The following is an 18,290-nucleotide window of genomic DNA, read 5'->3' as shown; positions in this document are numbered from 1 at the left end:
GCGACGGAGGTTCGGCCCCGGTTGACTTCAATGCTGTTTAGACGCCGTAGGGAATCCAGACGTTCTTGACCTGGCTGGCGTGCGCCAGTACCGCGCGGCCGCCGCTTTGCGCCGTACTATACCAGTCGCGCCCCCTGGCGCCGCCGACCCAGGTGCGCTTCAGCGAAGCGGCCGACAGGCGTTCGACTTCGGCGCAACCCTCGGCCGAGCCGTCGTGGCGCCAGACGGCGTCGATGTCGCAGTGCGTCGCCAGCGTGCGCGCCAGCTCGTCGGCGCTGCCGGTGACGATGTTGACGACGCCGCCCGGCAGGTCCGAGGTGTCGAACACCTGGTACAGGTCGATGGCCGAGAGCGGGTGCGCCTCCGACGGTACGGCGACGACGCGGTTGCCCAGCGCGATGGCCGGTGCCACCAGCGCGACGAAGCCCAGCAGCGGCGCCTCGTTCGGGCAGACGATGCCGATCACGCCGAGCGGCTCGTTGAGGGCGACGGTGACGCCCTGCGTCGGCGGCTGGTGCGCCAGGCCGTCGTATTTGTCGGCCCAGGCGGCGTAGTAGAACAGCCGTTCGATCGACGCCTGCACTTCTTTTTCCGGATTTTTACTGCCGGTCATGGCGGCGATGCGGGCGGCGAATTCGGCGGCCCGCGCGGCCAGGTTCTCCGCGATGTAGTACAGCACCTGCGCGCGGTTGTGCGCGCTGGCGCGGCTCCAGCCGGACGCCTTGTGGGCCGCCTCGACGGCGTTGCGGATGTCCTTGCGGCTGCCCTCGCCGACGTCGGCCAGGAAGGCGCCGCCGGCGCCGAACACGGCGCGGCTGTAGGCGCTGTCGGGGCGGGCCTGTTTGCCGCCTATGTACATTTTCGCCGTGCGGTCGATGGCGAAGGGGTCGCCGGCCGCCGCCGCGGCCGCCTTCGGCTTGGCCTGCGCCTGCGCCAGCGGGGCGGCCGGGCGGGCGTCCTCGGACAGCGGCGTCAGGTATTCCAGCATGCCTTCGCGGCCGCCTTCGCGGCCGAAGCCCGATTCCTTGTAGCCGCCGAAGCCGCAGGCGGCGTCGAACTGGTTGGCGCTGTTGATCCACACCACGCCGGCCTTGATCTGCGGCGCCATGTCGAGCGCCAGGCTGATCGATTCGGTCCAGACGCAGGCGGCCAGGCCGTAGACGCTGTTGTTGGCCAGTTGCACCGCCTCAGGCGGCGTGCGGAAGCTCATCGCCACCAGCACCGGGCCGAAGATTTCGGCTTGCGCCACGGCGGCCGAGGTCGACGCGCCGGTGATCAGGGTGGGCGCGAACCAGGCGCCCTCGGCCGGCAGTTCGCAGGCCGGCTGCCATACCGTGCAGCCCTCGGCGCGGGCCGAGTCGACCAGCGCGGCGATGCGCTGGCGCTGCACCGGGTCGACCAGCGCGCCCATGTCGCTCGACTTGTCGAGCGGCGCGCCGACGCGCAACTGCTGCATGCGCGCGCGCACCTTGGCCAGGAAGCGCTCCTGCACGGATTCCTGCACCAGCAGGCGCGAGCCGGCGCAGCACACCTGGCCCTGGTTGAACCAGATCGAATCGACCAGGCCCTCGACGGCGGCGTCCAGGTCGGCGTCCTCGAAGACGATGAAGGGCGACTTGCCGCCCAGTTCCAGCGACAGCTTCTTGCCGCTGCCGGCGCTGGCGACGCGGATCAGGCGGCCCACTTCGGTCGAGCCGGTGAAGGCCAGCTTGTCGATGCCGGGGTGCTTGACGATGGCCGCGCCGACGCGGCCGTCGCCGGTGACGATGTTGACGACGCCGGCCGGCACGCCGGCCTGCAGGCACAGCTCGGCGAACAGCAGCGCCGTCAGCGAGGTGAACTCGGCCGGCTTGAAGACCACCGTGTTGCCGGCGGCCAGGGCCGGGGCGATTTTCCAGGACAGCATCAGCAGCGGGAAATTCCACGGCACGATCTGGCCGACGACGCCGACGGCGCGGTAGTCGGCGAAGTCCTCGGCCTGCAATTGCGCCCAGCCGGCGTGGTAGTAGAAGTGGCGCGCGGCCTGCGGCATGTCGACGTCGCGCGTTTCGCGTATCGTCTTGCCGTTGTCGAGCGTTTCCAGCACGGCGAACAGGCGGGCGTGCTTTTGCAGCAGGCGCGCCAGCGCGTACATGACGCGGGCGCGGCCATGGCCGCCCAGGCCCTGCCACAGCGGCTGGGCGCGGCGCGCCGCCGCGACGGCGCGGTCGACGTCGGCCTCGCTGGCCTGGGTCAGCTCGGCCAGCGGCTTGCCGTCGGCCGGGTTGGTCGAGGCGAACAGCTCGCCCGCCTCGCTCCAGGCGTTGTCGATGAACAGACCGAATGTGCGGCCGCGCTGCTCCAGCCACGCTTGCGCTTCTTGTTGACTTTCCGGTGCGGGGCCGTAGTCCATAGTGGTGAGGATCTCGTTAATTGTTGGCATGACGATTGTTCTTTAAGGTTGCGCGTGGCGGTGGTTGGCCGAGTAGTGCCCGGTGACGTAGTGCTCAAGCTGGCGCTCGATGTCGGTCAGCAGGCTCGACGCGCCGATGCGGAACAGGTGCGGCTGCAGCCACGCGTTGCCCAGCTCCTCCTTCATCAGGGTCAGATATTGCAGCGCGCTCTTCGCCGAGCTGACGCCGCCGGCCGGCTTGAAGCCGACCATGAAGCCGGTCTGCTCGTGGTATTCGCGGATCGCGCGCACCATCGTCAGGGCCACCGGAATGGTGGCGTTGACGCCCTCCTTGCCGGTCGAGGTCTTGATGAAATCGGCGCCGGCCATCATGCAGACCCAGGAAGCCTTGGCGACGTTTTCCAGCGTCAGCAGGTCGCCGGTGGCGAGGATCGCCTTGACGTGGGCGGCGCCGCAAGCCTTGCGGTAGGCCAGCATCTCGTCGTACAGGGTTTGCCAATTGCCCGTCAAGACGTGCTGGCGCGTGATGACGATGTCGATTTCGGATGCGCCGGCGGCGACCGACAGCTCGATCTCGCGCAGCTTCGTTTCCATGCTCGTCAGGCCGGCCGGGAAGCCGGTCGACACGGCGGCCACGCCGAGGCGGCCGTCCAGCACGCGCACGGCCGGCGCGATCATCTCGTGGTAGACGCAGACGGCGCCGGTGCTCAGCTCGCCGATGCCGAGCGCCGCCATCAGGTCGGCGCGCAGCGGCCGCAGCGCCTTCATGCACAGGCGCTCGACGCGGCCCGGCGTGTCGTCGCCGCCCAGCGTGGTCAGGTCGATCATCTGGATCGCCTTCACCAGCCACGCGGCCTGGTATTCTTTCTTCACGGTGCGGCGGTTCGCCAGGCTGGCGGCGCGGCGATCGGCGGCGGCGCGGTTGACGTGGATCTGGTTGATCCAACCGAGGTCGAGGCCGGTAGCCTCGTTACGCTTGAAATCCGGGGTAATAGTCATAGCAGGCTGGTTCCATGTGCAAGTGGTGGTACGCCAAGATGGGCGGCGAGGGTTTGGCCGATATCGGAAAAGCTGTCGGAAACGCCGAGCGCGCGCGGGACGACGCCGGGGCCGAAGAAAATCATCGGGATGTGCTCGCGGGTGTGGTCCGAGCCGGGCCAGGTCGGGTCGCAGCCGTGGTCGGCGGTGATCACGACCAGGTCGCCCGGCCTCAGCTTGGCGATGAACTCCGGCAGGCGCGCGTCCATCTCGTGCAGCGCGTCCGAGTAGCCCTGCACATTGCGGCGGTGGCCGAAGGCCTGGTCGAAATCGACGAAATTGACGAAGCTCAGCGAGCCGTCGCCGACCTCGTCGGCGACCTTCAGCAGCGCGTCGAACAGCGCCATATTGTCGACGCCCTTGACCACCCGCGAAATGCCCTGGCCGGCGAAGATGTCGCTGATCTTGCCCAGGCCGACGACTTCGCCGCCGGCGTTCTTGACGTGGTCGAGCAGCGTCGGCGCCGGCGGCGCGACGGCGTAGTCGTGGCGGTTCGAGGTGCGCGTGTAATTGCCGTTGGCGCCGGTGAAGGGGCGCGCGATGACGCGGCCGATGTTGTACGGCGCGACCAGCTTGAAGGCCGCCTCGCACACCTCGTACAGGCGCTGCAGGCCGAAAGCCTGCTCGTGCGCGGCGATCTGCATCACCGAATCGCCCGAGGTGTAGATAATCAGCTTGCCGCTGGCGACGTGCTCGTCGCCGAAGCGGTTGATGATCTCCGTGCCCGACGCGTGGCAATCGCCGAGGAAGCCGGGCACGCCGCTGGCGGCCTGCAGCGCGGCGGTCAGCTCGGCCGGGAAGGACGGCGTCGTGCGCGGGAAATAGCCCCAGTCGAAATCGACCGGCACGCCGGCGATCTCCCAATGTCCGCTCTGCGTATCCTTGCCGGTGGAGCGCTCGCGCGCCGCGCCGTAGGCGCCGCCGAAGCCGTCGCGCCGGCTGAAGCCTTCGGCCCACTCGCCGCAGGCGAGGTGGGCGGCGGCGGCCAGGCCGAGGCGCTCCAGGTTGGGCAGGCGCATCGGCTGGCCGCTGCGCGCGGCCCAGCCGGCGATATGGCCGAAGGTGTTGGCGCCGGCGTCGCCGTATTTGGCGGCGTCCGGCGTGGCACCCAGGCCGAAGGAATCAAGCAAAAGGATAAAGGCGCGTGACATGATAGGGCTCGGTATGAAAAGTGCTGACGGTTGAAACGACAAGGCCGGACAAACTGCATCCGGCCTGCTCCACTTGCTTACGCCTGCGGCTTGGCGGCGACGCCGGCCAGGAAGGCCAGGATCAGCGCGACCAGATCCTTGGCGCCGATGGCGGCGTATTTCAGAGTCTGCTCGTGCGACAGCGGGAACGGCGACATGCCCTCGGCCAGGTTGGTGATGACGGACACGCCGACCACCTTCAGGCCGCAATGGCGCGCCGACACCACCTCCGGCACCACCGACATGCCGACCGTGTCGGCGCCCAGGCGCGCCATCATGCGGATTTCGGCGGCCGTCTCGAAGTTCGGGCCGGGGTAGGCGACGAACACGCCCTCGTGCAGCGTGATGCCGGCGGCGGCGGCAGTCGCCTTGACCTGCCCGCGCAGCTCGGCGTCGTAGGCGTTGGCCATGCTGAAGAAGCGCGGGCCGAAACGCTCGTCGTTCGGGCCGACCATCGGCGTGCCCGGCAGCAGATTGATGTGGTCGGTGATGGCCACCAGCGAACCGGCGTCCACCTCGGCGCGCAGCGAACCGGCCGCGTTGGTCACGAACAGCATCTCGCAGCCGAGCAGCTTCAGGGTGCGGATCGCGCTGGTCATCACGCCCATGCCGTAGCCCTCGTAGAAATGGCCGCGGCCCTTCATGCACACCACCGACACGCCCGACAGCGTGCCGATCACCAGCTCGCCGGCGTGGCCGTGCACGGTGCTGATCGGGAAGCCCGGCAAGGCATCGAAACTGATCGTCACCGCATCGCTCATCTGCTCGGCCAGCACGCCCAGGCCGGAGCCGAGGATCATCGCCACGCGCGGCACGAAGTTCGCGGGCAAACGGGCGCGGATGATGTCGGCGGCGTGGAATGGGGAATTGTTAGACATGGTTATCCTCGTTATTTTTAATGGATGATGTTCAGTTGATGCTAGGCGCGGCGATCTCGGTGCTGCGTTGGCGCGGGCCGGGCCGGCTCCCTCAAGCGACTGCGTGTCAGGTATGCAAGCGTGCCGCGTCTGCATCGAATGGGGCTGGTACTGCTATCGACCGTCACTATGCATCATCTGCTATATGTATGGCAAATACCATTTTTCTTCTACATTTATACAAAGTTCGTATAAATAAGCCGTATTATACAAAAACCGCATCCGGCCGCCGATTGACAGTTAACGGACAAATGTTTACGATTGAAAACAATTGTTTATTTTCCCCGCCCCTGTGACCGATATGTCTAAAAAGGATCAGTTGTATCAACTGATACGCGCCAACCCCTTCATCTCCCAGCAGGATCTGGCCGCCGGGCTGGGCCTGTCGCGCTCGGCCGTGGCCGGCCACATCGCCGGCCTGATCCGCGAGCGCCGCCTGCTCGGCCGCGCCTATGTGCTGCCCGACGGCCGCCCCGTGATGTGCATAGGCGCGGCCAACCTGGACCGCAAGCTGCGCACGCTGGCGCCGCTGCAGATGGGCACTTCGAACCCGGCCAGCGCCGAGGAAGTCTTCGGCGGCGTCGCCCGCAACATCGCCGAGAACCTGGCGCGCCTGGGCCTGCCGGCGGCGCTGCTGACGGTGCTCGGCGACGACGCCGCCGGCGCCGCGCTGCAGGCGCACGCCGAGGCCGCCGGCATCGACACGCGCGGCAGCCTGCGCCTGGCCGGCACCAGCAGCGGCACCTACACGGCGGTGCTCGACGCCGGCGGCGAGATGGTGCTGGCGCTGGCCGACATGCAGTTGTACGAGGAGCTGACGGTGTCCTTCCTGGCCGGCCGCCGGCCGCAGCGCGGCGCCGCCGCCCTCACCGTCGCCGACCTGAATCTGCCGCACGACAGCGTCGCCGCGCTGCTGGCCGACGCCCGCCACGACGGCGTGCCGCTGGTGCTGGTCGCCGTCTCGCAGCCGAAGATGAACCGCCTGCCGCTGGATTTGCGCGGCCTGTATTTGCTGATCCTCAACCGCGGCGAGCTGGAAACCCGCGTCGGCCACCCGCTGCCCGACGCCGCCGCGCTGCAGCGGGCCTGCCGCGCCGTGCAGGCGCAGGGCGCGCTGCACGTCATCGTCACCTGCGGCGGCGGCGGCGTCTACTACAGCGGCGCCGACGGCATCCATCACCTGCCCGCGCCCGCCGCGCAGAGCATCGACGTGACCGGCGCCGGCGACGCCTTCGCGGCCGCCGCCTGCTGGTCGCTATACCAGGACAGCGCCGACTTACGGCTGGCCTGCCGGCGCGGCCTGAAGCTGGCCGCCATGACGCTGGAATCGGCGCTCACCGTGTCGCCGCTGCTGGCGCCCGGCGCGCTCGACGAGCTGGGCGACGCCGACCCGGCCGCAGCCATCCCCACCCTTTTCCAACTGGACTGACACCATGCACCATTTGCTCGCATTTTCCCCCGAAGTAGCCGCCGCCCGCGCCGCCGGCCTGCCCATCGTCGCGCTGGAATCGACCATCATTTCGCACGGCATGCCCTACCCGCAGAATGTGCAGATGGCCCAGGAGGTCGAACAAATCATCCGCGACGGCGGCGCCGTGCCGGCCACCATCGCCATCATCGACGGGCGGATCTGCATCGGCCTGGCGCCGGCGCAACTGGAGCTGCTGGGCAACTCGCCGGAGGCGATGAAGGTCAGCCGGCGCGACCTGCCCTACGCGCTGTCGCAGTCGAAGCTGGGCGCGACGACGGTGGCGGCGACGATGATCTGCGCCGAGCTGGCCGGCATCGCCGTCTTCGTCACGGGCGGCATCGGCGGCGTGCACCGCGGCGCCGAAACCAGTTTCGACATCTCGGCCGACCTGCAGGAACTGGCGCAGACCTCGGTGGCGGTGGTGTGCGCCGGCGTCAAGTCCATCCTCGACATCGGCCTGACGCTGGAATACCTGGAAACCCACGGCGTGCCGGTGCTCTCCGTCGGCCAGCCCGGCTTCCCCGCCTTCTTCACGCGCGAGAGCGGCTTCAAGGCCGACTTCCAGATCGACACGGCGGCCGAACAGGCCGCCTTCATCCAGACCAAGTGGCAGCTGGGCCTGAAGGGCGGCGTGGTCATCGGCAATCCCGTGCCGCCGGCCGACGCGATGCCGAAGGACCATATCGACGCGATCACCCAGCAGGCGCTGCGCGAGGCGGAGCTGGGCGGCGTCAAGGGCAAGCAGGTCACGCCCTACCTGCTGGCGCGCATCAAGGAATTGACGGGCGGGCGCAGCCTGGCGACCAACATCGCGCTGGTGAAGAACAACGCCAGGGTCGGCGCGGCGCTGGCGCGCGCGCTGCCGGCGCGCCGGACGCCGCTGTAACGCCTTTCCCGATCCGCGCGCTGTCCAGATAAAGAACGCCATGACCATCGACTTGAAACAGTTACGGTATTTTCTCGCCGTCGCAGAGGAAAAGAGCTTCAGCCGCGCCGCCGAGCGGCTGCACATTTCGCAGCCGCCGCTGAGCCAGCAGATCATGAAGCTCGAAAGCGAGCTGGGGGTGCGCCTGTTCGCCCGCACCACCCGCACCTTCGAGCTGACGGTGGCCGGCAAGGCGCTGATGTCGGAGGCCGCCGAGATGCTGGCGAAGATGCGCATGACAATCGACACGATACGCCAGATCGACCGCGGCGAAGTCGGCCGGCTGCGCGTGGGCATCGTCGGATCGGCCATGTGGGGGCCGATCCCCAGCCTGCTGGAAGAGTTCCAGACCAAGTATCCGCGCGTCACGTGGACGCTGCACGAGTCCGGCCCGAACGTGCAGTACGAAGCCTTGCGCGCCAAGCAGATCGACGTGGGTTTCTGGCGCGAGCCCAAGCTCAACGACGACGACCTGCGCCACGACAATCTGCGCCAGGAGCTGTGCTTCCGCGAGAACGTCTGCGTGGCCGTCAACGAGCAGCACGCGTTGGCGAAGGAAACGGCGATCGAGTTGATCGACCTGGAGCACGAGCCGATGCTGACGCTGGCGCTGGACAAGTCGGCCTTCCCCCGCTACCTGGTGCAATGCTGCGTCAAGGCCGGCTTCCAGCCCGTGATCTTCCAGGAAGCCACCGAGCCGCAGACGCTGCTGGCGATGGTCGGCGCCGGCCTCGGCTTCACGCTGGTGCCGGAAACGACCAGCCGCATCGGCTGGCCCGGCGTCGTCTTCCTGCCGATCAAAAGCAATCCGCCGTCGGCGAATCTGTACGTCAGCTACACGACGCTGGACGACGCGCCGGTGGTGCGCGCCTTCCTCAACATCATCAACCCGCCGACCCGCGCGGATTGGGCCGCGCCAGACAGCGCCGACAAAAAACCGGCTTAGAAGTTCGCCTTGAACTGCACGCCGTAACTGCGTGGTTCGTTGACGATGCCGGTCAGGTTGTTGAAGTTGATCGCGCCGATCAACTGCACCTGGTTGGTGATGTTGCGGCCATACGCAGCCACTTCATACTTGCTGTCGGCCCATTTGTAGCCGACCCGCAGGCCGCCCTCGACCAGCGACTTGGCCCGGTACTCCTTGGCCTCGTCGAGGAACATATTGTAGGTCGAGCGGTACGACCAGTCCGTGTAGGCATAGAACTCGCCGTCGCCGAGCGGCTTGCTGTAGCGCAGCGTGACATTGCCGGTCCACTTCGGCGCGCGCGGCAGCGGATTGCCGTTGATCGCCGAGGTGCCGGGCGCCGGGCCGGACGGCGACGTCACCGTGCAGCCGTTGCCGCAGGTGGCCACGAACAGGTTCGGGTCCTTGATCTGCGTGTCGTTGTAGCTGCCGCCCAGCGTCAGGCGGAATTCGTCCGACAGGATCGCCTGGAAGTCCAGCTCGACGCCCTGGCCGACGGCTTTTTCCGCATTCACGAGACGGTTCTGGTTGACCGCGCCGCTGCCGGCCGTCAACTGCAAATCCTTGACGCGATACTGGTAGAGCGTGGCCGAGAGCCGCGCGCGCTTGTCGAACAGGTCTTGCTTGATGCCGGCCTCGTAGGACAGGTTCTTCTCCGCGCCGCCGATCGAGATCGTGTCGCCGAACAGGATGCGGCCCTGGATACTCGGCGCGCGGTAGCCGGTGGCGATGCGCGCGTACAGATTGGTTTCCTTGCTCAGCTCGTAGTTGGTGCTCAAGTCCCAGCTGTAGTTGTGCGACTCGGGCTTGGCCGTCAGCGGACCGATGGCGCCCACGTATTGCGAAGGGATGCGCGGGTCGAGGCTGCGGTAGGCGCTGAAGTCTTTCTTGTCGTCCGTGTAGCGCAGGCCGGCGCGCACCTTCCATGCATTGCTCAGCGCATAGTTCAGCGAGCCGAACAGCGCCCACGACTTGCTCTTCTGATGCTGCTGGGCGAAGCCATTGAGCTTGTTGGCGTTCAGCGTGTCGTAGCTGTTGCTGTCGACCGTGATGTCTTCGTCGAAGGCGTACACGCCGGCGATCCATTGCAGGCGCTCCTTGGTGTTGGACTCGACGCGGAATTCCTGCGACAACTGGCGGTGCTTCGGCAAGCCGTCGCCCGTTTCGGCCGTGAACGGGATGAAGCCCGGCCCCGTCGGCGGCGCGTAGGAGGCGCCATAGCCGCCGTCGACGTCGGCGCGGCTCGAATACTTGGCCTTTTCATAGGCGCTGATCGAATGCAGGGTGACGCCGTCCAGGTCCCAGCGCAGGCGCAGGCTGGCGCCGCTGCTGGTCAGGGTCTGCTCGTTGATGCCGTCCGTCGGGTAGCTGCCGTAGTCGAAGCCGTCGACCAGCTGGTTGGTGCCCTTCTTGATGATGTTGGCGCGGAACAGGGTGGCGCTGCCGTCCATCTTGCGGTGGTGCAGATTCAAGAGCGCGCCGAAATCCTTGCTCGGCTTGAAAGACAGTTGCAGGCGGGCGGCCTTGTCGTCATAGCCCTCCAGGTCGCGGGTGCCGGTCGTGCGCGTATTGTGCACGCGGTCGTTGCGGGTCTGCGACTGCAGCGACAGGCGGGCCGCCCACTGCTCGTTGAAGGGGATGTTATACGCCCCCTCCAGGTTCACGGCGCCGTAGTTGCCGAAACCGCCGCTGACATACCCCTCATACTTGTTGCTCGGCTTGACCGACTCGAACTTGATGACGCCGGCCGGCGAATTGCGGCCGAACAGCGTGCCCTGCGGTCCGCGCAACACCTCGACCTGCTCGACGTCGAACACCGGGAAGCCTTTGAGGATGGGGTTTTCCTGCACCACGTCGTCATAGACCAGGCCGACCGGCTGCGAAGCGTTCAAGTCGAAGTCGATATTGCCCAGGCCGCGCACATAGAAGCGCGGGAAGGAGCGGCCGAACTCGGACTCCACGTTCAGGCTCGGCGTGCGGCCGGACATGAAGCGCACGTCCTGGCCGCCGGCCGTCAGCACGTCCAGCTTCTCGCCTTTCATGGTCGAGATCGCCATCGGCACGTCCTTGATGTTTTCCGAGCGGCGCTGCGCCGTCACGATCACCGTTTCCAGTTGGCCGGGCTGGGCCTTGGCCGCCTCCGCCGCCGGCGCTTCCTGCGCCAGCGCCGTGTGCAGCGGGAAAGCCGCGGCCACCGCCAGCGCGCTCAGCGAGCGCGCCGCGTGCCGGCCCGGCAGCATATTCTTCGTTTTCTTCATCATCGTTCAATTCCTTGTGCGGGGGTGCTTCAGCGTTTAAAACCTTACAAAAATGCAAAGTACCGATGATGCTAGCATGAAAGTATTTGCCTGAAAATCACAAAGACGGCCCCGCTTATTTATATGTCGTTCGTATAAATACTTAAACAAAATCGTATTTGTCATACATATATGCTTGATGCATAGTGGCGAAACGAGTGTGTGCTTGCCTGGCGCCGGCCGCCAAACCGTGCAGGCATGCGCCTTGCGCGGTCTGCCAAGGCGCAGTTTCCCCTGTGTTGACTCCCCCGCCCAAGGATAGCGAAGGCCGTCCGGCCGGCATGCGCGCGCGGGCGAAAAGCGCCGCGCCCTGCGCCTGCGCCGATGCGCCAACCGTTGCGATGGCGCGACATCGGACGCGAAAACCGCCGCGCGGCGCCGCGGCGGCGACTGTTGTGAAATTGAAAAAAAGTGCACGCGCCGGCCGCCGCGGACAGGCATGCAAAGCTAGCAAGGTTGATTGGACGCAAACCGACAAAGAGCGGAAAATGCCCCAAATTAGATGTTTCACCTATAAAAAATATACAATATCGATCTTCCAGGAGCCAATTCATGAAACTTACACAATTTAGTTTGACGATCGCAGCCTTGTTTATGTCGGCCAGCGCGTCCGCGGCTGACCCAAAATTGGGCATCGTGTATGACGCGGGCGGCAAGTTCGACAAGTCGTTCAACCAATCCGCTTTCGAGGGCGCACAACGCTTCAAGAAAGACACCAAGATCAACTTCATCGAAGTGCAGGCGTCCAGCGATACCCAGGCCGAGCAGGTGCTGCGCGGCCTGGCGCGCAAAAACCTCGACCTGATCGCCGCCATCGGCTTCTCGCAAACCCAGGCCGTGCAAAAGGTCGCCAAGGAATTTCCTAAAGTGAAATTCGTGCTGGTCGACGGCAACACCGCCGGCGGCAACGTCAACTCCGTCGTGTTCCGGGAAGAGGAAGGCTCTTACCTGGTCGGCGTGGCGGCGGCCATGGCCAGCAAGTCGAAGAAGCTGGGCTTCATCGGCGGCATCGACATCCCCCTGATCCGCACCTTCGCCTGCGGCTACGCGCAGGGCGCGAAGGCCGTCAACGCCAAGGCGGAAGTGACGCAAAACATGGTCGGCACCACCTCCGGCGCCTGGAACGATCCGGCCAAGGGCGGCGAACTGGCGCGCTCGCAGTTCGAGCGCGGCGTCGACGTCGTCTTCGCCGTCGCCGGCGGCAGCGGCATGGGCACGCTGCAAACGGCCAAGGAAAAAGGCAAGCTGGCCATCGGCGTCGATTCCAACCAGAACCACCTGTATCCGGGCACGATGCTGACCTCGATGGTCAAGCGCGTCGACAACGTCATCTATGAAAGCTTCATGCAGGCGAAGAACGGCACCTGGAAGGCCGGCATCAGCAGCATGGGCCTGAAGGAAGGCGGCGTCGACTGGGCGCTGGACGCCGACAACCGCAAGCTGATCACCCCGGAAATCGAGAAGCGCGTGCTGGACGCCCGCAAGGATATTATCGGCGGCAAGGTCAAAGTCATCGACTACCGCACCGGCAATAGCTGCCCGGTTTAAACTCACACGTCAACTCAAAGCGCGCCGCCGGGCTTGCCCCGCGCGGCGCGTTTTTACCTAGTGAACATATGCATGCAGCAGTAGAATTTCGCCACATCTCCAAGCATTTTGGCCATGTGAAGGCGAACGCCGACGTCAATTTCAGCATCGCCAAGGGCTCGATCCACGGCCTGGTGGGGGAAAACGGCGCCGGCAAATCGACCTTGATGAGCATCCTGTACGGCTATTACCGCGCCGACGGCGGCGACATCCTGCTCGACGGCCAGGTCCGGGCGATCCGCAACAGCCAGGAGGCGATCGGCCTGGGCATCGGCATGGTGCACCAGCACTTCATGCTGGTGGAAAATTTCACCGTGCTCGACAACGTCATGCTGGGCACCGAGGGCGGCTTCCAGCTGGCCGGCCAGCGCGCCGCCACCGAGGCGAAGCTGCGCGAGATTTGCCAGCGCTACCGCCTCGACGTCGACCCCCTCGCCAAGATCGAGGACTTGTCCGTCGGCGCCCAGCAGCGCGTGGAAATCCTCAAGCAGATTTACCGCAGCGCCAACATCCTGATCCTCGACGAGCCGACGGCCGTGCTGACGGCCCAGGAAACCACCTCGCTGTTCGCGATCCTGCGCCTGTTCAAGGAGCAGGGCAAGACCATCGTGCTGATCACCCACAAGCTGCAGGAAATCCTCGACATCACCGACAACGTCACCGTGATGCGCGGCGGCCGCGTCGTCGGCGCCGTCGCCACGGCCGGCACCTCGAAGGAGGCGCTGGCGAACATGATGGTGGGCCGGCCCATCCAGAGCCAACTGCCGCGCGCGCCCTACCGGCCGGGCGCCACCGTGCTCGACGTGAAGGACTTGCAACTGGCCGACGCCCAGCAAGTCAAGCTGCTGGCCGACATCAACTTCCAGCTGCGGGCCGGCGAAATCGTCGCCATCGCCGGCGTGTCCGGCAACGGCCAGAGCGAGCTGATGGAGATTTTGTCGGGCATGCGCCTGCCCAGCTCGGGCACGGCCAGCTTCCTCGGCAAGGACCTGCCCTTCGGCAAGCGGAGCGACGCCGACGGCTTGCCGCGCGTCTTCCGCGACCTGGGCATCGCCCACATTCCGGAAGACCGCCTGCGCGACGGCGTCGTCAAGAATTTTTCGGTGATGCACAACACCATGCTGGGCTACCAGGACCGCCTGAACAAGCGCTGGGGCATGTTCGACTTCAAGGCCATCGCGGCGCGCTGCGCCGAGCTGCTGAAGACCTTCGACGTGCGCCCGGCCAACCCGGACCTGCGCATCGGCCTGCTGTCCGGCGGCAACCAGCAAAAAGTCGTCATCGCCCGCGAAGTGCTGGCCAAGCCGACGCTGATGCTGGTCGGGCAGCCCACCCGCGGCGTCGACATCGGCACCATCGAAAGCATCCACACGCAACTGCTGGCGCTGCGCGACGCCGGCGTCGCCATCTTACTCGTGTCGGTCGAACTGGAGGAGGTGCGCGCGCTGGCCGACCGCATCCTCGTCATGTGCGGCGGACGCATCACTGGAGAACTACCTATCGATCAATTCGATACCACCCGCATCGGCCTGCTGATGGGTGGGGAGCATAAATCATGAACAACCACGACCTGCCACGCTGGGCGACGGCCTTCGTCCTGCCCGTACTCAATTTGCTGTCGGCGCTGCTGGTGGCCGCCCTGGTGATTTATCTGCTCGGCGAAAACCCGGCCGAATCGCTGGGCATACTCGTCAATAGCGCCATCATCAACCCGGAAGGCTTGAGCTACACGCTGTTCTACGCCAGCACCTTCATCTTCACCGGCCTGTCCGTGTCGGTGGCGATGCAGGCCGGCATGTTCAACATCGGCAGCGAAGGCCAGATGTATTTCGGCGGCCTGGGCCTGACGCTGGCCATGCTGGCCCTGGACGGCAGCCTGCCGGCCTGGGCCCTGATTCCCGCCGCCATGCTGGGCGCGGCCCTGTTCGGCGCGCTGTGGGCCAGCGTGCCCGGCTACCTGCAGGCGAAACGGGGCAGCCACATCGTCGTCACGACGATCATGTTCAACTTCATCGCCGCCAGCCTGATGAACTTCATCATCGTCAAATACCTGATCCCGGCCGGCGAGCAAAACACGGCCAGCCGCCTGTTCGCCGACAGCGGCGCGATGCCGCGCCTGAACACCTGGCTGCCGATGCTGGGCGACACGCCGCTGAACGTCAGCTTCCCGCTGGCCATCGTCGCGCTGGCCGTCTACGGCGTCATGATGTGGCGCTCGGCCTGGGGCTTCAAACTTCGCGCCACCGGCCTGAACCAGCACGCCGCCCACTACGCCGGCATCTCGATCAGCAAGATGATCATCGTCGTCATGCTGATCTCGGGCGCGCTGGCCGGGCTCGGCTCGGTCAACTCCATCATGGGCTCGACCCACTACCTGAGCCTGAACTTCACGGCCGGCGCCGGCTTCATCGGCATCGCCATCGCGCTGATGGGGCGCCAGCATCCGGTCGGCATCTTCCTGTCGGCCATCCTGTTCGGCGCGCTGATCCAGGGCGGCTTCGACCTGTCGCTGGAAAAACCCAACATCCCCACCGAGACGTTCATCTTCATCCAGGGCTTGATCATCCTCTTCTGCGGCGCGATGGAAAACTTCTACGCGCCGGCCGTGGCGGCCATGCTCAAACGGCGCAAGGACTAACACCATGACATTCGACGACTTCCATTTCGCCAGCATCCTGGTATCGACCGTGCGCAACGCGCCGGTGCTGATTTTCGCCGCGATGGCCGGCCTGTTCGCCGAACGCAGCGGCGTCATCGACATCGGCCTCGAAGGCAAGATCCTGGCCAGCGCCTTCACCTCGGCCGCGGTCGCCTACTCGACGCAAAACCCGTGGTACGGCGTGGCCGCCGGCATGGCCGTGTGCGTCATGCTGGCCCTGCTGCAAGGCTATGTCAGCATCACGCAGAAAGGCAACCAGCTGGTGGCCGGCATCGCCATCAACATCGCCATGAGCGGCCTGACCTTCGTGCTGGCCCAGTTCTTCTTCCAGCAGGGCGGACGCACGCCGGACCTGGGCCAGGCGCGCCTGTTCGACGTCGTGCTGCCCGGCACCAGCTACGTCGAGGGCATCCCCTTCCTCGGCTGGCTGTACGCCCACCTGATAGGCGGCCACTCGGCGCTCGTGTATGTGGCGTTCGCGCTGGTGCCGCTGGTGCACTGGCTGCTCTACCACAGCCGCTTCGGCCTGCGCCTGCGCGCCTGCGGCGAAAACCCGCACGCGGCCGACGCCGCCGGCGTCAGCGTCGAGGCGACGCGCTACCTGGCGATGCTCGTCGCCGGCGTGCTGTGCTCGTTCTCGGGGGCCTATCTGGCCATCGTCCAGAGCGGCTTCTTCCTGCGCGACATGTCGGCCGGCGCCGGCTATCTGGCGCTGACGGCCATGGTGTTCGGCAACTGGCGGCCCGTCTACACCTTCCTCGGCTGCCTGATGTTCGGCTTCTTCGGCGCCGTGCAGATCCAGATCGAAGGCGTCGACCTGCCCGGCATCGGCCGCATTCCCGGCTCGCTGATCCAGATGGTGCCGTATGTCGTCACCGTCATCGTGCTGGCCGGCCTGATGGCCAAATCGGTGGCGCCGAAAGCGCTCGGCACGCCGTTCATCAAATCGCGCTGATTGCGCGCCGGGCCGCGGGACGCCGCGTTCCGCGGCGGCTGCGGCTCAACTAGCGCGAGCGCCGTCAATCTCGGCCAGCGTATGGTAGACGGGTAAGCCCAGGCGGCGCGCCGTGTCCGCCATCGCGTCGGCGCCGACGGAGGCGCCGCCGACGCGCAGCACGGCGTCGCAACTGCCGAGCAGGCGCGTCGCGTGCGCATGGAAGATCCGCTCGAAGGCGGCATCCCCCGGCCGCGTCGAACCGGCCAGTTTCAGCAGCGGCAGCGCCAGCCATTCGCCCAGCACCGGCATGTGGCCGGCCTCGTACAAGGGCAGCGCATACGCCTCCATCGCCGCGACATTGGCCGCCATCAACGCCGGATCGTCGCCGCTGCCGGAGCGGTAAGGGCCGGCGATCAAGATCATCATCGACTCCTTGCGCGGCAACGGCGGCGGCAGCAGGTGCAACTGCGCGTACTGCAGCAGCATGATGGTCTTGCCGTCGACGATGCGGCCGTCCGCCACCATCTGCAGCGCCTGCTCCAGCGGCAATTCCAGCACCTCGATATCCTCCCCTTCCGCCGCCAGCCCGCCGCCCTCGCCGGCGCGCGCGCCGGGCTCGTACTCGGCGACGAAAAAGTACAGCCGCTCCGTGACGGAACCGGGACTCATGAAGGCCTCGAACACCTTGTGCACGGCGGCCACGCGGTAGCCGGTTTCCTCCTCCACCTCGGCCTTGATGCGCTCCTCCGGGCTGGCCTGGTCGAGCAGGCCGGCCGCCGTTTCGATCAGGAAGCCGTCATGACCGTTGCCGTAGGTCGGGAAACGGAACTGGCGGATCAGAATCACGCTGCGGCGCGCGCGGTTGTACAGCAGGATGGTGGCGCCGTTGCCCCGGTCGTAGGTTTCGCGCGTCTGGGTCTGCCAGCTGCCGTCCCGGCGCAGGTAGTCGAAGGTGGTCTTCCGCAGCAAATACCAGTCATCCGACAAAGTCTCGACTGTGTGGATTCTGACTCGGCGATCTGGCATGGCGTGCTCCGGTGAGGTGACATTGGTGCGTCGGCGCAGGGCGACTGGCACGACGGGCTTGTGTTTGCAAAAGATATCATGCAATATCGTGCAATATCAAGATTATTCATGCAAACATCACCATGCTGACACGCCAACGCAAACAACATCTGCTGGAGCTGCTGAAACGGGACGGCCAGATCGTCGCCAAAGCGCTGAGCGAACAACTGGGCCTGTCGGAGGACACGATACGGCGCGACCTGCGCGAGCTGGCCAAGGAGGGCTTGCTGCAGCGCGTGCACGGCGGCGCCCTGCCCGCCTCGCCGGCGATGGCGCCGTTCGCCGCGCGCCGGCACATTGCCAGCGACGCCAAGCCAGCCATCGGCCGCGCCGCCGCCGCGATGATCGCGCCGGGACAGGTGGTCTTCATCGACGGCGGCACCACCGCCTTGCAACTGGTGCGCCATCTGCCGGCCGACCTGCGCGCCACCGTCGTCACGCACAGCCCGTCGGTTGCGGTCGAACTGGTCGAGCACGCGCACATCGAGGTGATCATGTTGGGCGGACGCCTGTTCAAGCATTCGATCGTCGGCGTCGGCGCGGCCGCCATCGAAGCCATCGGCCGCGTCCGCGCCGACCTGTATTTCATGGGCGTGTGCAGCCTGCATCCCGAGGCCGGCATCAGCACCGGCGATTTCGAGGAAGCCTGCGTCAAGCGCGCGCTGAGCAACGCCGCCGCGCAGACCGTCGTGCTGGCCTCGCCGGAAAAGCTCGACACGGCCTCGCCGTTCCAGATCGCGCCGCTGAACCAGGTCGACGCCATCGTCGTCAACGCCGGCGTCGCCGAGGCGCTGATCGCGCCCTACCGCGCGATGGGCATCGCCGTCACGCTGGCCTGAACGGCGCCG

13 protein-coding genes and 1 pseudogene are annotated in these 18,290 nt (G+C 66.4%); 8 read left to right on the top strand and 6 right to left on the bottom strand.

Annotated elements, in window-relative coordinates:
• Positions 1 to 37: 37 nt before the first annotated feature.
• The 4 genes from OIK44_RS06065 to xapA all read right to left on the bottom strand — a co-directional run bounded on the left by OIK44_RS06065 (position 38) and on the right by xapA (position 5,498).
• Entirely contained in the window at positions 38 to 2,422 is a 2,385-nt protein-coding gene (locus OIK44_RS06065; protein WP_420213826.1) for an aldehyde dehydrogenase family protein, read from the bottom strand.
• 12 nt (positions 2,423 to 2,434) lie between these two features.
• The gene (gene deoC, locus OIK44_RS06060) at positions 2,435 to 3,391 is read right to left on the bottom strand and encodes a deoxyribose-phosphate aldolase (RefSeq protein ID WP_273669837.1); all 957 of its coding nucleotides are present in this window, start codon (positions 3,389 to 3,391) and stop codon (positions 2,435 to 2,437) included.
• Entirely contained in the window at positions 3,388 to 4,581 is a 1,194-nt protein-coding gene (locus OIK44_RS06055; RefSeq protein WP_273669836.1) for a phosphopentomutase, read from the bottom strand. Before OIK44_RS06055 ends, deoC begins: the two co-directional genes overlap by 4 nt.
• A 77-nt stretch (positions 4,582 to 4,658) precedes the next feature.
• Entirely contained in the window at positions 4,659 to 5,498 is an 840-nt protein-coding gene (gene xapA, locus OIK44_RS06050; RefSeq protein ID WP_273669835.1) for a xanthosine phosphorylase, read from the bottom strand.
• 331 nt (positions 5,499 to 5,829) lie between these two features.
• Between xapA and OIK44_RS06045 the strand changes: the two genes are divergently transcribed.
• From OIK44_RS06045 to OIK44_RS06035, 3 genes are read left to right on the top strand one after another with little or no spacing between them, the layout of a single operon-like run.
• A complete protein-coding gene (locus OIK44_RS06045) occupies positions 5,830 to 6,966 on the top strand; it encodes a PfkB family carbohydrate kinase (RefSeq protein WP_273669834.1) in 1,137 nt (378 codons plus the stop codon).
• Positions 6,967 to 6,970: 4 nt separating this feature from the next.
• On the top strand, positions 6,971 to 7,894 hold the full coding sequence (locus tag OIK44_RS06040; protein ID WP_273669833.1) for a pseudouridine-5'-phosphate glycosidase: 924 nt from the start codon (positions 6,971 to 6,973) through the stop codon (positions 7,892 to 7,894).
• 40 nt (positions 7,895 to 7,934) lie between these two features.
• Positions 7,935 to 8,879 carry a LysR family transcriptional regulator gene (locus OIK44_RS06035; RefSeq protein ID WP_273669832.1) on the top strand — a complete coding sequence of 315 codons (945 nt, stop codon included), beginning with the start codon at positions 7,935 to 7,937 and terminating at the stop codon, positions 8,877 to 8,879.
• On the opposite strand, the gene OIK44_RS06030 is transcribed toward OIK44_RS06035, so the two are convergent.
• A complete protein-coding gene (locus OIK44_RS06030) occupies positions 8,876 to 11,158 on the bottom strand; it encodes a TonB-dependent receptor (protein WP_273669831.1) in 2,283 nt (760 codons plus the stop codon). The two genes, OIK44_RS06035 and OIK44_RS06030, sit on opposite strands and share 4 nt — an antisense overlap.
• A 588-nt stretch (positions 11,159 to 11,746) precedes the next feature.
• Here OIK44_RS06030 and OIK44_RS06025 point away from each other — a divergent pair.
• The 4 genes from OIK44_RS06025 to OIK44_RS06010 all read left to right on the top strand — a co-directional run bounded on the left by OIK44_RS06025 (position 11,747) and on the right by OIK44_RS06010 (position 16,395).
• Positions 11,747 to 12,742, top strand: coding sequence for a BMP family lipoprotein (locus OIK44_RS06025; protein WP_273669830.1), 996 nt, complete (start codon positions 11,747 to 11,749; stop codon positions 12,740 to 12,742).
• A gap of 68 nt (positions 12,743 to 12,810) precedes the next feature.
• Positions 12,811 to 14,340, top strand: a complete 1,530-nt coding sequence (locus tag OIK44_RS06020; RefSeq protein WP_273669829.1) for an ABC transporter ATP-binding protein — start codon at positions 12,811 to 12,813, stop codon at positions 14,338 to 14,340.
• Positions 14,337 to 15,419: an ABC transporter permease gene (locus OIK44_RS06015; protein ID WP_273669828.1), complete on the top strand. Its 1,083-nt coding sequence runs from the start codon at positions 14,337 to 14,339 to the stop codon at positions 15,417 to 15,419. The genes OIK44_RS06020 and OIK44_RS06015 overlap by 4 nt, the downstream gene beginning before the upstream one ends.
• A gap of 4 nt (positions 15,420 to 15,423) precedes the next feature.
• Positions 15,424 to 16,395: an ABC transporter permease gene (locus tag OIK44_RS06010; RefSeq protein WP_273669827.1), complete on the top strand. Its 972-nt coding sequence runs from the start codon at positions 15,424 to 15,426 to the stop codon at positions 16,393 to 16,395.
• Between the two features lie 438 nt (positions 16,396 to 16,833).
• Here OIK44_RS06010 and OIK44_RS06005 read toward each other — a convergent pair.
• Positions 16,834 to 17,403: pseudogene (locus OIK44_RS06005) on the bottom strand (NUDIX domain-containing protein); the annotation flags it as partial.
• A gap of 122 nt (positions 17,404 to 17,525) precedes the next feature.
• Here OIK44_RS06005 and OIK44_RS06000 point away from each other — a divergent pair.
• Positions 17,526 to 18,281 (top strand): DeoR/GlpR family DNA-binding transcription regulator, encoded by a 756-nt coding sequence (locus OIK44_RS06000; RefSeq protein ID WP_273669826.1) that lies wholly within the window; start codon positions 17,526 to 17,528, stop codon positions 18,279 to 18,281.
• Positions 18,282 to 18,290: the final 9 nt, after the last annotated feature.

Origin of the sequence: Janthinobacterium fluminis (genome assembly GCF_028595325.1) — a bacterium.
GTDB lineage: Bacteria > Pseudomonadota > Gammaproteobacteria > Burkholderiales > Burkholderiaceae_D > Janthinobacterium > Janthinobacterium fluminis.
This window is presented reverse-complemented; position numbering and strand designations above follow the sequence as displayed.

What these genes read in the sequence shown, in the direction of transcription:
- OIK44_RS06065 (WP_420213826.1), bottom strand. Translation starts at nt 2,422, where the DNA reads ATGCCAACAATTAACGAGATCCTCACCACTATGGACTACGGCCCCGCA.
- deoC (WP_273669837.1), bottom strand. Translation starts at nt 3,391, where the DNA reads ATGACTATTACCCCGGATTTCAAGCGTAACGAGGCTACCGGCCTCGAC.
- OIK44_RS06055 (WP_273669836.1), bottom strand. Translation starts at nt 4,581, where the DNA reads ATGTCACGCGCCTTTATCCTTTTGCTTGATTCCTTCGGCCTGGGTGCC.
- xapA (WP_273669835.1), bottom strand. Translation starts at nt 5,498, where the DNA reads ATGTCTAACAATTCCCCATTCCACGCCGCCGACATCATCCGCGCCCGT.
- OIK44_RS06040 (WP_273669833.1), top strand. Translation starts at nt 6,971, where the DNA reads ATGCACCATTTGCTCGCATTTTCCCCCGAAGTAGCCGCCGCCCGCGCC.
- OIK44_RS06035 (WP_273669832.1), top strand. Translation starts at nt 7,935, where the DNA reads ATGACCATCGACTTGAAACAGTTACGGTATTTTCTCGCCGTCGCAGAG.
- OIK44_RS06030 (WP_273669831.1), bottom strand. Translation starts at nt 11,158, where the DNA reads ATGATGAAGAAAACGAAGAATATGCTGCCGGGCCGGCACGCGGCGCGC.
- OIK44_RS06025 (WP_273669830.1), top strand. Translation starts at nt 11,747, where the DNA reads ATGAAACTTACACAATTTAGTTTGACGATCGCAGCCTTGTTTATGTCG.
- OIK44_RS06020 (WP_273669829.1), top strand. Translation starts at nt 12,811, where the DNA reads ATGCATGCAGCAGTAGAATTTCGCCACATCTCCAAGCATTTTGGCCAT.
- OIK44_RS06015 (WP_273669828.1), top strand. Translation starts at nt 14,337, where the DNA reads ATGAACAACCACGACCTGCCACGCTGGGCGACGGCCTTCGTCCTGCCC.
- OIK44_RS06010 (WP_273669827.1), top strand. Translation starts at nt 15,424, where the DNA reads ATGACATTCGACGACTTCCATTTCGCCAGCATCCTGGTATCGACCGTG.
- OIK44_RS06000 (WP_273669826.1), top strand. Translation starts at nt 17,526, where the DNA reads ATGCTGACACGCCAACGCAAACAACATCTGCTGGAGCTGCTGAAACGG.